The organism is Paraburkholderia bengalensis (assembly GCF_037126505.1).
GTDB classification, from domain to species: Bacteria; Pseudomonadota; Gammaproteobacteria; order Burkholderiales; family Burkholderiaceae; genus Paraburkholderia; species Paraburkholderia bengalensis.
On record NZ_JACFYJ010000018.1, the window covers coordinates 39,152 to 53,427 of the forward strand.

14 protein-coding genes and 1 pseudogene are annotated in these 14,276 nt (G+C 60.7%); 14 read left to right on the top strand and 1 reads right to left on the bottom strand.

Annotated elements, in window-relative coordinates; all coding sequences use genetic code 11:
- The first annotated feature begins 1 nt into the window (after position 1).
- The 9 genes from leuD (at position 2) to H3V53_RS13605 (ending at position 8,206) form a co-directional block, all read left to right on the top strand.
- The gene (leuD, locus tag H3V53_RS13565) at positions 2-598 is read left to right on the top strand and encodes a 3-isopropylmalate dehydratase small subunit (protein WP_336598405.1); all 597 of its coding nucleotides are present in this window, start codon (positions 2-4) and stop codon (positions 596-598) included.
- A 39-nt stretch (positions 599-637) separates the two neighbouring features.
- Positions 638-1,708 carry a 3-isopropylmalate dehydrogenase gene (gene leuB / locus H3V53_RS13570; protein WP_054921877.1) on the top strand — a complete coding sequence of 357 codons (1,071 nt, stop codon included), beginning with the start codon at positions 638-640 and terminating at the stop codon, positions 1,706-1,708.
- Positions 1,709-1,875: 167 nt separating this feature from the next.
- Positions 1,876-2,901 carry an ABC transporter substrate-binding protein gene (locus tag H3V53_RS13575; protein ID WP_336598406.1) on the top strand — a complete coding sequence of 342 codons (1,026 nt, stop codon included), beginning with the start codon at positions 1,876-1,878 and terminating at the stop codon, positions 2,899-2,901.
- Positions 2,898-3,752, top strand: coding sequence for an ABC transporter ATP-binding protein (locus tag H3V53_RS13580; RefSeq protein ID WP_336598351.1), 855 nt, complete (start codon positions 2,898-2,900; stop codon positions 3,750-3,752). The genes H3V53_RS13575 and H3V53_RS13580 overlap by 4 nt, the downstream gene beginning before the upstream one ends.
- Entirely contained in the window at positions 3,733-4,539 is an 807-nt protein-coding gene (locus H3V53_RS13585) for an ABC transporter permease subunit (RefSeq protein ID WP_054921881.1), read from the top strand. The genes H3V53_RS13580 and H3V53_RS13585 overlap by 20 nt, the downstream gene beginning before the upstream one ends.
- A 45-nt stretch (positions 4,540-4,584) precedes the next feature.
- The gene (locus tag H3V53_RS13590; RefSeq protein WP_336598352.1) at positions 4,585-5,340 is read left to right on the top strand and encodes an SDR family NAD(P)-dependent oxidoreductase; all 756 of its coding nucleotides are present in this window, start codon (positions 4,585-4,587) and stop codon (positions 5,338-5,340) included.
- Positions 5,341-5,353: 13 nt separating this feature from the next.
- On the top strand, positions 5,354-6,196 hold the full coding sequence (locus tag H3V53_RS13595; RefSeq protein WP_336598353.1) for a fumarylacetoacetate hydrolase family protein: 843 nt from the start codon (positions 5,354-5,356) through the stop codon (positions 6,194-6,196).
- A 45-nt stretch (positions 6,197-6,241) separates the two neighbouring features.
- On the top strand, positions 6,242-7,267 hold the full coding sequence (locus H3V53_RS13600; protein WP_336598354.1) for an ABC transporter substrate-binding protein: 1,026 nt from the start codon (positions 6,242-6,244) through the stop codon (positions 7,265-7,267).
- A gap of 18 nt (positions 7,268-7,285) precedes the next feature.
- Positions 7,286-8,206: an SMP-30/gluconolactonase/LRE family protein gene (locus H3V53_RS13605; protein ID WP_336598355.1), complete on the top strand. Its 921-nt coding sequence runs from the start codon at positions 7,286-7,288 to the stop codon at positions 8,204-8,206.
- On the opposite strand, the gene H3V53_RS13610 is transcribed toward H3V53_RS13605, so the two are convergent.
- Positions 8,197-9,111 (bottom strand): LysR family transcriptional regulator, encoded by a 915-nt coding sequence (locus tag H3V53_RS13610; RefSeq protein WP_336598407.1) that lies wholly within the window; start codon positions 9,109-9,111, stop codon positions 8,197-8,199. The genes H3V53_RS13605 and H3V53_RS13610 overlap by 10 nt on opposite strands.
- A 528-nt stretch (positions 9,112-9,639) precedes the next feature.
- On the opposite strand from H3V53_RS13610, the gene H3V53_RS13615 reads away from it, so the two are divergent.
- The 5 genes and pseudogenes from H3V53_RS13615 (at position 9,640) to H3V53_RS13635 (ending at position 14,274) form a co-directional block, all read left to right on the top strand.
- Positions 9,640-10,659: a LacI family DNA-binding transcriptional regulator gene (locus tag H3V53_RS13615; protein ID WP_336598356.1), complete on the top strand. Its 1,020-nt coding sequence runs from the start codon at positions 9,640-9,642 to the stop codon at positions 10,657-10,659.
- Between the two features lie 114 nt (positions 10,660-10,773).
- Entirely contained in the window at positions 10,774-12,105 is a 1,332-nt protein-coding gene (locus tag H3V53_RS13620) for an extracellular solute-binding protein (protein WP_054921900.1), read from the top strand.
- A 72-nt stretch (positions 12,106-12,177) separates the two neighbouring features.
- Positions 12,178-13,134: an ABC transporter permease subunit gene (locus H3V53_RS13625; protein ID WP_054921901.1), complete on the top strand. Its 957-nt coding sequence runs from the start codon at positions 12,178-12,180 to the stop codon at positions 13,132-13,134.
- Positions 13,131-14,083, top strand: a pseudogene (locus tag H3V53_RS13630) (carbohydrate ABC transporter permease). The gene H3V53_RS13625 and the pseudogene H3V53_RS13630 overlap by 4 nt, the downstream one beginning before the upstream one ends.
- Positions 14,080-14,274: a hypothetical protein gene (locus H3V53_RS13635; RefSeq protein WP_054921904.1), complete on the top strand. Its 195-nt coding sequence runs from the start codon at positions 14,080-14,082 to the stop codon at positions 14,272-14,274. The pseudogene H3V53_RS13630 and the gene H3V53_RS13635 overlap by 4 nt, the downstream one beginning before the upstream one ends.
- The last annotated feature ends 2 nt before the right edge of the window (positions 14,275-14,276 follow it).

Sequence of the window (14,276 nt, forward strand, 5' to 3'; positions counted from 1 at the left end):
GATGGAAAGTCTGAACTACCTTGACGCGGTAGCCGTGCCAATCGCGGCCATCAATTGCGATACCGATCAGATACTGCCGGCGCGCTTTCTCCAGAAACCCCGCTCCGACGATTTCGGGCAGTTTCTGTTCCATTCACTGCGCTTCGGAAACGATGGCGCGAAACAGCCGGATTTCGTGCTGAACAAGGCGCCTTACCGGGAGTCGCGCATCGTCGTGGCGAATCACAACTTCGGTTGCGGCTCCTCGCGCGAACACGCCGTCTGGGCGCTGTACGACTACGGAATCCGTGCAGCGATTGCGCCAAGCTTCGGCGACATTTTTTTCATCAACTGCCTGAAAAACGGACTGCTGCCCATCGTGTTGCCCGAGGCAGTGGTTCTGCCGCTGCTGGACGCGCTGTCCGTCAGCCCGGGCAGCCGCATTGCCATCGACTTGTCCGCACAGACTGCGGCGTTACCCGACGGCTCATCTCATAGCTTCGAGATGGAGCCTTTCGCGAAAGCGTGCTTGCTGCGCGGCATGGACGAGATCGATTACACACTGTCGCATCGGGACCGCATCGACGCATACGAGCGCAACCATGCCAGAGCTTATTGAAGGCGCACGCCTGAAGAGCGCAACCAAGGAGACGTTCAGATGAAAATTGCAGTCATGCCCGGCGACGGTATCGGAACGGAAGTGGTAGCACAGGCTGTGAAGGTGCTGGGAATCGTGGCGCCCCACGCCCAGATTCAGGACGCGCCCATCGGCGAGGCGGGCATTCGGGCGCACGGTGTGCCCCTGCCTGCGCCCACTCTGGAACTGGCGCGCAAGGCCGACGCAATCCTGTTCGGCTCGGTGGGCGTGGCCGACGAAGCCGAGATCCCACGCGAACGTCGTCCGGGTACCGGGCTGTTGCAACTGCGCGAAGCGCTGACGCTGTATGCCAACTTCCGGCCGGCGTACATGTTCCCGGAACTGATCGGCGCGTCGACACTGCGGCCGGAAGTGGTGGATGGCCTCGACATCGTGATCGTGCGTGAGTTGAACGGCGATGCCTACTTTGGCAAACCGCGCGGGTTTGAGACCAACGAGGCGGGCGAGCGTGTGGGCTTCAACACGATGCGCTATTCGGAATCCGAGGTCGAGCGGGTGGCACGCGCGGCGTTCGAAAGCGCCCGCCGCCGCAGCCGCAAGTTGTGCTCGGTCGATAAAGCCAATGTGCTGGAAGCGAGTCAGTTGTGGCGCGAAGTGGTCACACGGGTCGGGCGCGACTACCCCGACGTCGAACTCAGCCATCTCTTTGTGGACGCCGCATCGATGATGCTCATGCGCCGGCCCAAGCAGTTCGACGTGATCGTCACAGGCAATCTGTTCGGCGACATTCTCTCCGACGCCGCGGCCATGCTGACCGGTTCGATCGGCATGCTGCCTTCGGCGTCGCTCGGCTACAACCGTAAAGGGTTGTACGAGCCGGTGCACGGTTCGGCCCCGGACATCGCCGGCAAGGATATCGCCAATCCGCTCGCTGCGATCCTCTCCCTTGCGATGATGCTGCGGGAGAGCTTCGAGATGGAAGATGCCGCGCGCCGCGTCGAGCAGGCGGTGCGCGCAGTGCTGGCGGCAGGCTATCGCACAGCCGACATCTATCAGGATGGAATGAAATCCGTCGGCACCCGCGACATGGGCGATGCGGTGGTCGAGGCGCTGAGAAAACAGGCGGCGTAGGCCGGCGCGCGGCGTATGGACAAGGCCCATCACGGGCATCGAGGACGTAAGGAGCCCAAATATATTCAATCGTTTCTGGCATGAAAGGGTGTTGGATTCACGAGCACCCTGACTCATCTTCGGCAGTCGGTCGCACCACAATATCCCCGGAAAGGGAGGAGACAATGATGAAGCTGAAATTCGCCTTCGCGCTTTGTGCAGCGTTCGAGCTTGTCTGCGGTTCCGTCGCGGCCGTGGCTAAAGATGTGCCTGAAAAGCCCGAGCTGCACATTGCGGCCGCATCCGTCGGCATCACCTATTTGCCCATGCTCGTCGCCCAGCAGCGCGGCTATTTCAAGGACGAAGGGCTGGACGTGCACATCGCCGCTTTCTCCGGTGGGTCCAAGACGCTGGAGGCCCTGTTGGGCGGCAGCTCCGATATCGTCGCGGGTGCCTATTCGAACACCATCACGATGGCCACCAAGGGGCAGCATCTGGTGGTGATCGCAGCGCAGGTGATCTGTCCGGGCTGGATTTTCGGCGTATCCCAGAAGCGCCAGGCCGAAGTCAAATCCGCCAGGGATCTGAAGGGCATGCGGATCGGTGTAAGTGCGCCGGGTTCCAGCACGCACATGGCGCTGAACTACATCTTGCACAAAGCGGGGCTTCAGCCCTCCGACGTTTCCGTCATCGGTGTGGGTCAAGCGGCGGGCGCGGTAGCGGCGGTGCGGGCGGGACAAATCGACGCGCTGATCGTCAACGATCCGAGCGCCACGATCCTGACCAAAGACGGCAGCCTCATACCGTTGGAGAACATGCGCACTGCCGAGGGCAACGTCAAGGTGTTCGGTTCGGATTACCCCGAGTCGAGCCTGTTCGCGACACAGGATTTCATCAACAAGTACCCGAAGACGGTGCAAGCAGTCGCCAACGCCATCGTGCGTGCCGAAAAGTGGATCGCCAAGGCCACGCCCGAGCAGGTTGCGGACAATGTGCCGCCCGAGTATCTGGTGGACAACAAGGCGCTCTATGCCGATGCCTTCAGGAACAGCCGCCGGTGCATCGCGCAGAACGGGGAAATCACCGCCAAAGGCGCGCAGACCGTGCGGGACGTGCTGTCGGCGTTCGACCCGACTGTGGCGTCGGCCAAAATCGATCTCACCGCGACCTATGACAACCGGTTCGTCGAGAAAGCGGCGGGGATTCAACCATGAGCACCGTAACGTGCAATATCGCGCGGGCCAGCGGCCGGACGCATGTGCGCGAGGCTTTGCGCTTCGACAATGTGACGTGCACCTTTGCCGGCAATGGCAAGAACGCGCAGACCTACACGGCCGTTTCCGGCGGGAATCTGACGATCGGCGATGGGGAGTTCGTGTCGATCGTCGGCCCCACAGGCTGTGGCAAGTCGACGCTGCTCAACGTAGCGGCTGGGCTGACGCGGCCCACGTCGGGTAGTTTGAGCGTGTTCGGCGAGAAGTTGAGCACGGGTTTGAACAAGCAAGCGGCCTATCTGTTCCAGGTCGACGCGCTCATGCCCTGGAAGACCGCGGAAGAAAACATCGCGATGGGCCTGATCTTCCGTGGCACGCCGCGTGAAGAGGCGATGCGGGTGGCGCATGAATGGCTGGAGCGAGTGGGCTTGCAGGGCCACGGCAAAAAATATCCGCACCAGCTGTCGGGCGGAATGCGCAAGCGCGCTGGCCTCGCGCAGGCGCTGGCGCTGAACCCTCGCATCATCCTGATGGACGAGCCCTTCAGCGCGCTCGACATCCAGACGCGGCACCTGATGGAAAACGAGCTGCTGCGGCTGTGGTCATACGATCGCAAGTCGGTGATGTTCGTGACTCACGATCTGGAAGAAGCGATTTCGCTATCGGATCGCGTCATCGTGCTGTCGGCGGGACCTGGTACCCGACCTATCGCCGAGTTCGAGATCGACCTGGCACGTCCACGAGAAATGTCGGAGATCCGCATGACACAGCGTTTCCTGCAACTGCACACCCAGATTTGGGACGTGCTTCGAGGGGAGGTGTTGAAAAGCTATGCGCGCAATCGAGTTTAATCCTGGCAACCGGTTTGCCGTGCTTGTCACGCGGCTTGCACTCCTGTTCGGCGTCCTGTTCCTGTGGTGGATCGGAACCAGTCAGAAATGGCTGTCGCCGTTTTTCTTCGGTGATCCATTGGGTGTGGTTCATCGCATCATCGACTGGATTGTGACGGGCTCAGTATTTCGCCACCTGTACACGACGCTGCTCGAAACCATGCTGGCCTTTGCGATCGGTACGGTGTCCGGGTTGGCGTGCGGCCTGTGGCTCGCGCTCAATCCGTTTCTCGCCGTCGTCTTCGATCCATTTATCAAGGCGATGAATTCCATGCCACGCCTGATCTTTGCGCCGATCTTCGCGCTCTGGTTCGGCCTCGGCATCTGGTCCAAGGTCGCGCTGGGCGTGACACTGGTCTTCTTCGTGGTGTTCTTCAATGTCTTCCAGGGTGTGCGCGAAGTCAGTCCGGCCGTGTTGTCCAATACCCGCATGCTCGGCGCCAATGGGCGTCAGCTCATGCGGCACGTGTACCTGCCATCGGCAACGAGCTGGGTGTTCTCGAGCCTTCACAACGCGATCGGTATTGCGTTCGTCGGCAGCGTGGTCGGCGAGTATCTCGGCTCGGAAAAGGGAGTGGGCTATCTGATTCTGCTCGCCGAAGGCGTGTTCGACATCAATTCGGTCATCGCAGGCATTCTGATCTTGACCGTTTTTGCACTGGTACTCGATACGGCAGTGTCAATGGTCGAAGACTATCTGCTGCGTTGGCGCCCCGGTACAGGGCAGACCGTGGCCGCCAGCGCTTGAGCGTGCGCGGCGGAGCAATCGACGAATCGAGCCGAGGAGGCCAACTTGCAAACTAACGCTATCAATTTGACGGACCGCGTGGCGATCGTGACGGGCGGCGCACAAGGCATCGGCCTCGAGGTCGGCCGCCGGCTGCTCGCCTCCGGCGCTCGCCTTGCGATCTGGGACATCAATGCTGCCGGTCTGGAGCGGGCCCGTGCAGAACTGGGCAATCACGATATTCACTTCGAGCGTGTCGACATCGCCGATTACGCGAGCGTCGAGGCGGGCGTGGCGGGCACGCTGAAAGCGACGGGCCGCATCGACATTCTGATCAACAACGCGGCAATTGTCGGCCCGAATGCGACCTTGGCCGACTATCCGGTCGACGTCTGGAAGCAGGTGATCGATATCGATGTGAACGGCACGTTTCATTGCTGCCGCGCCGTGGTACCCGTCATGGTTGCGCAGAACTATGGACGCATCGTCAATCTCGCTTCCGTCGCCGGCAAGGAGGGTAACCCCAATGCGGCAGCCTACAGCTCTGCCAAGGCGGCCGTCATTGCGATGACCAAATCGCTTGGCAAGGAACTGGCAAGCCACGACATCGCGGTCAACTGCGTCACGCCCGCGGTGGCGCGTACGCCCGGCGCGATGGAACAGTCGGCCGCGCATATCAGCTACATGCTGGGCAAGATTCCGCGCGGCCGCTTCCTTGAACTCAACGAAGCGGCCGCAATGATCGCCTGGCTTGCCAGCGAAGAGAATTCTTTTACGACGGCTGCCGTTTTCGATCTATCCGGCGGACGCGCCACCTATTGACGCAGAGATAGAGATGAAGCTTTTGCGCTACGGTCCACCCGGTCAGGAGAAGCCGGGCCTGCTCGATAGCGATGGAAACTTGCGCGACTTGTCGGATCACGTGGCCGACATTTCCGGCGACGCTCTATTGCCCGCCAACCTGGCCAGGCTGAGCGCGCTCGACCCAACATCGCTGCCGCTGGTGGAAGGCAATCCGCGCCTGGGCTCGTGCGTGGGCGGGACGCGAAAGTTCATCTGCATTGGCTTGAATTACTCCGACCACGCCGCGGAGACGGGCGCTGCCATACCGCCCGAGCCCATTGTCTTTATGAAGGCAACCAGTGCGATCGTGGGTCCGCAAGACGCCATCGAAATTCCGCGCAACGCTGTCAAAACCGACTGGGAGGTCGAATTAGGCGTCGTCATCGGCAAGACCGCGAAGTACGTCAGCGAACACGATGCAATGGATCATGTGGCAGGCTACTGCGTCATCAACGACGTGTCCGAGCGCGCGTTCCAGGCCGAGCGTCAGGGGCAGTGGACCAAAGGCAAGTCGGCCGACACCTTTGGACCGACGGGACCGTGGCTGGTCACGTCGGACGAGGTGCATGACCCGCAGGCGTTGCCGATGTGGCTGGAGGTCAATGGGCATCGCTATCAGAACGGCACTACGGCTACCATGATTTATGGCGTACGGTACCTTGTTTCGTATCTTTCGCAGTTCATGTCGCTGCAGCCCGGTGACATCATATCGACGGGTACCCCGCCGGGCGTCGGGTTGGGACAGAAGCCACCCGTCTACCTGAAGCCGGGCGACGTGGTGACGCTTGGTATCGAAGGTTTGGGGCAGCAACGCCAGAACGTCGTACAGGGCTGAGTACCGAAGGTCGGAAAGACCGCGCAAACAAGGAGACAACCTACTGTGATATCAACCAGGCGTCTGCTGCTGTCGATACTCGCCGCTTGCGCGGCGCTCGTGACCCAGCCCGGTGCGAGCGCCGCCGCGGCGCCAGAGAAACCCAAGCTGAGTCTTGCCGCCGCGGGCGTGGGCTTTCCCTACCTTCCGTTCGTCATTGCGCAAAGCCGGGGGTATTTCAAGCAGGCCGGACTCGATGTCGATATTGGCGTGTTCAGCGGCGGCGCCAAGGCGCTGCAGGCGATGTTGGGCGGCAGCGCCGATATCGTCGCGGGCGCCTATTCCAACACGATCACGATGGCGGCGAAGGGACAGAAGCTGGTGTCGTTCGTGACCTTGGCCTCGTGTCCGGGCTGGGTCTTTGGTGTGACGCGCGGCAGCCACGACAAGGTGAAGACGTATGCGGACCTGAAGGGAAAACGCATCGGCGTTAGCTCACCGGGTTCGAGCTTCCACATGGGCGTGAATTATCTGCTGAACCGGGCTGGCCTCAAGCCAGGCGATGTCTCGATCATCGGCGTCGGTTCGTCTGCTGGCGCCATAGCGGCGGCGCGCAGCGGGCAGATCGACGCGCTGATGAGCAACGACCCCGTCGCGACCGTACTGCAGGGCAGCGGCGATCTTTATCCGCTGGCCGTGATGCGTGACCCCGCAGGAACGCGCGCGACGCTGGGGGGCGACTATCCGGAAGCTTCCGTCTACACCACCCGGGAATTCGCGGCGAAGTATCCCAATACGGTGCAAGCCGTGACGAACGCGATCCTGGAGGCCGAGCGCTGGATGGCGCAGGCGACGCCCGAGCAGGTTGTCGCCGCAGTGCCGCCGCAATACGCGCTGGCCGACAAGGAGATGTTCATCCGGGCTTACGGCAACATGCAGAGCTGCATTTCGCGCGACGGCCTGATGACGGACGCAGCCGCGCACACGGTTCGCGATGTGCTTGCCGCGTTCGATCCCGACATCGACAAGGCGTCAATCGACCTGAAAGCCACCTATGACAATCGCTTCGTCGAGAATGCAAACAGGCACTGACTTGCGAGGAATTCGAGAATGGAGAATGTCCGCATTCTGGCGGAAGGGTTGAAGTTTCCCGAAGGGCCCGTGGCGATGGCCGATGGCGCGATCGTCCTTGTCGAAATCGAGCGCGAGACCATCAGCCGCGTGGCGCCCGACGGCACGGTGAGCGTATTGGCGGAGGTGGGCGGCGGCCCCAACGGTCTCGCGTTAGGCCCGGACGGCGTCTTCTATATCTGCAATAACGGCGGCTTCCTGTTCCGTACCGTAGCCGGGCTGAATCGCACCAAACCTGGCGTGCACCCGCGTTATACCAGCGGCCGCATCGAGCGTTTCGATCCGCACACGGGCGCTCTGACGACGTTGTACGACCGCTGTGGCGACTATCCGCTATGCGGTCCGAACGACATCGTGTTCGACCACGAGGGCGGCTTCTATTTCACCGACTTCGGCAAGAACCGGCTGCGCGAGCGCGATCACGCGGGGCTTTATTACGGGCGAGCCGATGGATCGATGATCGTCGAAGTGGCGTATCCGCTCACCACGGCCAACGGCGTCGGATTGTCGCCGGACGATCGTGTTGTCTATGTGGCGGAAACGGAGACCGCGCGCCTATGGGCCTTCGACCTCGAAGCGCCCGGCAAGGCGCGCAAGCATCCGTATCCTTCGCCGCATGGTGGCCGTCTCATTTGCGGGCTGCCTGGCTACCAGCGCTTCGACAGTCTCGCCGTCGATGCAGAGGGGAACATTTGCGTGGCCACCCTGGTCACGGGCTGCATCACGGTAGTCTCGCCCTCCGGCGAGGTGCTGCGACAGGTGATGGTGCCCGACGGCATGGTGACCAACATCTGCTTCGGCGGCGCCGACATGAAGACGGCTTATCTCACGTTGTCGGGCACGGGGCGCCTCGGGACCATGAGGTGGCCGCAAGCAGGGTTGAAGCTCGCTTATTCGTGATGACAGGCGTCCGCTGCGTCTCGACGTGCGAGCAGATGCTTGAGGAAGAGATCGACGGGTGCGGGGAGCGGCTCTGCCTCGCGCACGCAGATTTTCCAATGCCGTTCGGCCCATGTTTCATCCAGTTCCACGGCAACCAGTGGCGCCGAGCTGACATAGCGCTGGGCATGTTGTTCCGGCACGAGGCCGATGCCAAGACGTGCTTCCACCATGCTTCGCACCGGCTCGAAGCCGGTAACCCGGATCGACAGCTTGAGCGGGTGGTCCAGGTCCGCGGCGGCGCGTAGCACCAGCGAATTCAGATAGCTGCCCTCCTGCGGTCCGACCAGCGGATACCTGGCCACGTCGCGGAATTTCACCTTGTCTGCATCGGCAAGAGGATGATCGGGCGGCATGATGACCACCAGCCGGTCGCTGCGGTATGGAAATACCCGCAGGCCGGTCGTCACGGTCATGCCGCCGAAGACACCGATATCAGCCGTATTCTCGGCCACGGCGCGGACCACCGCGGGGCTCAGGCTTTCCTGCAGGTCGATGCGTAGTCCCGGGTGTAGTGCGAGGAACTCGCGGATATCGTCGGCAATGTACTGGACGATGGTCGAGAGGCTGGCGTGCAGCCGGATCTGTCCACGCACACCTTCGGCGTGGTCGAGCAACTCGCTCTCCATCTGTTTGACGTCGCGCAGCAGCACGCGGGCGTGCTGCAGGAGGGCAGCCGCCGCAGCGGTCAGTTCGAGTCCCTTGTTGCTTCGCACAAAAAGTGCGGTCTTCAGGGTGTCCTCGAGATGGGACATACGCTTGCTGAGCGCCGAGGGCGCTATGTTCTCGGCTTCCGCTGCCCGCGCGATGCTACCGTGCTCGCAGACCGCGACGAACAGTTTCAGCGACTGGAAATCGAAACGCATCGAATGTTCTGGGTGCTTTTGAATGTTGGAGAGTATGCCCGCGGTCACTGGCAAGTGCAAAGCTTGACGCTGCACGAGGCTGGCTGTTTGAAAGCTGCCCGACATGACGGCCGATCGTGGATCGGTCGGGATCGTTGCGCACAAAGCACGTGCTCCAGCGATTTCGTTCTGAAGATTTGAGTTGAGATTCCTATCGCTATTACTCTGTGCGTCGACATCTGCGGCTCGATTGTCATCTTCACGCATTCGATTTTGAACGCGACTGACTGCTGACCGAGATCAGCCCACAGACCTGCGCATAGGTCCTCGCTAGCCTGGACGATTAGATAAGCATCACTAATTAGATCGATGGTCTCAGCTCATGGAAACTGTCACTCTACTCCGTCGCATTTAAACGCATACAGAGAATCGGATTACCGATGCTTGCAAGCTTGACGCATTTAACGCGTTAAAAAAGCTTGCATTCCGCGTGCGGAAAACTATCTTGAGTTAACAAAACGATTCTTCGCCTGGCACCGGAGGAGACCCATGCCGGCTACACGTATGATGATTGCGCGTCGTGCCGGCGTGAGCGTAGCCACGGTCGATCGTGTGTTGCGCGACGACCAGGGGGTTCGTCCCGAGACGGCCGAGCGCGTTCATCTTGCGCTGGCGACGTTGCGTGACGATCGCGCAAGCCGGGGCCGGCCGGCGAAAGCCACGTCATTCCGGGTCGCGTTCGTCTTACCGCAAATCAATTCGCGCTTTCTCGATCAGGTCGAGCGTGATATCGCGCTGTCGGCCAGCTTCTTTCGCGAGCATCGTCTTATCTCGTCGTTCTATCGTTGCGACCTGTCCAGCCAGCGCGACGCAACATCGCTCGCCCGGCAACTGATCGACTATGACGCGCTCGTGCTCGTGCCGCTCGATTACCCGTGGATCGAGAGGATGATTCAGGACATGACCGATGCGAATGTTCCCGTCGTCACGGTCTTTTCGGATTTGCCGTCGAGCGCGCGGGCTGCGTATGTCGGCGTGGACAACCGGATCGCTGGAAGAACGGCAGGACTGCTGATGGGACGCTTCGTGGGTGCGCGCATCGGCACGGTCGCGGTGCTGTCGGCATCGTCGCGTTTGCACGATCAGCTCGAGCGTCGCACGGGCTTTTCTCAGGTTCTCGAAGAAGATTTTCGCAACCTGCGCTGGCTGACCGAGCCTGACTTCGCTGAGGACGACGACAGCGCAGGACTCGCCGTGCAAGGGCTGATGGCGGGACACCCCGATCTCGTCGGTGTGTATGTGGCGGGTGGCGGCATTTCCGGCATTGCATCGACGTTGCAGGAATCGGGCGACAAGACGCGCGTCGTGCTGATCGGCCACGAGTGCACCGCCGACACGCGGGCGCAACTGTCGGAGCGGGCGATCGACGTCATCCTCGATCAGGATGTGCGCGGCATCGTCCATTGCGCGGGGCTCGCCGCCATCAATTTTCTGAACGACGTGCGCGGCGTGCTCGCCATTCCGACGCCCGAAACCCGGATTTATCTTCGTGAGAATGCGCATGCCTGAAGCTCGCGACACGCGGACGCCTCGCTGAGTCTGCCAGAGCTCTAATACAGCGTCCGGCGCATGGGCGCTGTCTGTCATCAGATTGGAGACCCGACGGAGACAAGGAGAAGAGACATGATACGTCTTACGACAGCAAGGGTAATCGCGGCGCTGCTGGCGTCGCTTGGGCTGAGCTTCGGATCGGCGGCGCACGCGCAGGGCAAGCAGTTGACGTTATGTTGGGCCGCATGGGACCCCGCCAATGCACTCGTCGAATTGTCGAAAGACTTTACGGCGAAAACCGGCATTGCGATGAAATTCGAGTTCGTGCCGTGGACGAGTTACGCGGACCGCTTTATCAATGAACTCAATTCACACGGAAAACTTTGCGATCTCATCATCGGAGATAGTCAGTGGATTGGCGGTGCAGCGGTCAATGGGCACTACGTCAAGCTCAATGATTTCTTCGACAAGAACAAGATTTCAATGAGCGACTTCGTGCCGGCCACCGTGGTCGGTTACGCGGAATGGCCAAAGAACACGCCGAATTATTGGGCGCTGCCCGCCATGGCGGACGCCGTGGGCTGGACGTATCGCAAGGACTGGTTTGCGAGGCCCGAACTGCGTGCGGAGTTCAAACAGAAGTACAAGCGCGAACTCGAACCACCCACCACGATGGATGAGCTCAAGCAGACAGCCGAGTTCTTTCAGGGCCGAAAGATCGACGGCAAAACCGTGTATGGCGTGTATATCTTCACGGAGCGCGGCTCGGAAGGCATCACGATGGGCGTGACCAACATGCTCTATAACTTCGGCTTTGAATACCAGGACCCGAAAAAGCCATATCATCTCGACGGCTTTGTGAATTCACCCGGCGCCATCAAGGGACTCGAATTCTATAAGGCGCTTTACAAGTGTTGCACTGCGCCCGGCATGACGAACGCCTACATGCAGGAAGGTCTCGATGCGTTCAAGTCGGGCCAGGTCGCGATGCAGATGAACTGGTTTGCGTTCTTCCCCGGACTGTACAAGGACCCGAATGTCGGCGGCGACAAGATCGGTTTCTTCGTCAATCCGAAGGAAACGAAGCAGTTCACGCAGCTCGGCGGGCAAGGCATTTCCGTCGTGTCGTACTCGGACCACAAGGCTGACGCGCTTGAATACATCAAGTGGTTTGCGCAGGCCGATGTGCAGAAGAAGTGGTGGCAACTCGGCGGCTATTCGGCGGCGAAGTCAGTGGTGGATGCGCCGGACTTTCCAAAGAGCGCGCCCTTTGCGCCTGCCTTCCTGAAGTCGATGTCGATCGTCAAAGACTTCTGGGCCGAGCCTGCCTATGCCGAGTTGCTGCTCGACATGCAAAAGCGCGTGCACGACTATGTGGTTGCCGATAAAGGTACCGCGAAAGAAGCGCTCGATCTGCTCGTCAAGGACTGGAACAAGGTCTTCAAGGCGGAAGGGAAGAACTAGCGTCACCGCACATGAACGCGCGGACCGGCCAGCCGATCGATCTTGCCGGTCCGCGACAACAAGGAGTCAGGCATGTTGGCAAACAAGCCTTTTCCTCCGGAAGGGTTGCAGACACGAGCGCAAACGCGCGCCAGCGCGCGCCTGCACGGGCTATCGGACCGGACCATCGCATGGCTGTTCATTCTTCCGACTATCGTGCTGTTGCTCGCCATCAACATCTTTCCGTTGATCTGGGCATTGCGGCTGTCGTTTACGAACTTCAAGTCGAATATGCCGAGCGTGCCCGCGCGCAATGTCGGCATCGACAATTACACGGACATACTCACCGACGAGGACATCTGGTACGCCATGCAGGTGACGGCGCGCTTCGTGTTCTGGTCGGTCGGACTCGAAGTGCTGCTCGGTTTCGGGCTCGCGCTGCTGATCAACCGGCAGTTTCGCGGCCATAGCTTCTGGACCACGCTGATTCTGCTGCCGATGATGCTTTCGCCCGCTGTGGTCGGCAACTTCTGGACGTTTCTGCTGCAACCGCAAACGGGACTTTTCAACGACATCGTCGGTTTTTTCACGGGCATCTCGCCGAGCTCGTTTCAGATGATCGGCGACGTGCCGCTCGCGCCGTGGACCATCGTGATGGTCGATACGTGGATGTGGACGCCGTACGTGATGCTGATCTGTCTTGCGGGACTGCGTTCGATCCCGGACTACATCTACGAAGCGGCTGAAGTGGATCGTGCTTCGCCTTGGCGGCAATTCTGGTCGATCACATTGCCGATGACGCTGCCGTTCCTGATGCTCGCGATCCTGTTTCGCGGTATCGAGAACTTCAAGATGTTCGACATGGTGAACCTGCTGACATCGGGCGGGCCGGGCTCCGTAACGGAAACCGTGTCGATCACGCTCAAGCGCGCTGCGTTTGAGAAGTGGCAGACGGGGTACTCGTCCGCACTGGCGATCATTCTGTTCGTGGTGGTCTTTGGCGCGGCGAATATCTATGTGAAGGCACTCAACCGGGTGAAACAGCGATGACAGACCTTGCGCTTCAACAGTCGGTGGTGGCGGCATCGCCGCGCAGCAAGACGTTCGCCGCCTTCGTCGTGATCGCCTACGCGCTGATTGCAACGCTGCCGATCGTATGGATCATCCTGACGAGCTTCAAGACGCAGGAAGACGCGGTTGCCTATCCGCCCGTCGTGTTTTCCACCCGTCGATGGAAGGCTATGTGAATCTGTTCACGATCCGCTCGCGGCAGACGCCGGAGTTCATCGCGAGCTTGCCGCCCGCTCAAACGTGGTATGACCGCGATGTGCGCAAGCGCAATATGGTGATCGCGGGGCCGTCGAAGGTCTTGCCGCGCTTCGTCAATTCGCTTGTCATCGGCTTCGGTTCGACCTTCCTTGCCGTTTTTCTCGGTACGCTCGCGGCCTACGCCTTCTCGCGCTTCAAGGTCCCGCTTGCCGACGACCTGCTGTTCTTCATTCTGTCCACGCGGATGATGCCGCCCATCGCCGTCGCGATTCCCATCTATCTGATGTACCGCGCGCTCGGCCTCTCCGATAGCTATCTCGGCATGATCGTGCTCTATACGGCTGTGAACGTGTCGCTCGCGGTGTGGCTGCTCAAAGGATTCATCGACGAAATCCCGCGCGAATATGAGGAAGCCGCCCTCGTCGACGGCTATACGCGGTTGCAGGCCTTCGTCAAGGTCGTGTTGCCGCAGGCGATCACGGGCATTGCCGCGACCGCCATTTTCTGTCTGATCTTTGCATGGAACGAGTACGCATTCGCATTGCTGCTGACGAGCGGCGATGCGCAGACGATGCCGCCGTTCATTCCGTTCATCATCGGCGAGGGCGGACAGGACTGGCCGGCCGTCGCGGCCGCGACGACGCTGTTCGTTCTGCCCATCCTGATCTTTACCGTTGTGCTGCGCAAACATCTGTTGCGCGGCATCACCTTCGGAGCGGTGCGCAAATGAAAGCCCAACCCATCATGCCGCGCCGCCGCCTGTTCCGACGCCGCTATTGCGAGGGCGCATCGACCGTGCTGATCGGCCTCGGCATTGCGATGCTCGTCCAGCCGTTCACGGTCGATCTGTACACATGGTCATTTCCCGTGATTCTGGTGGGTGCGCTGGCTTTCGTCGTGACCAGTCACTTCCCGGAGTGAGC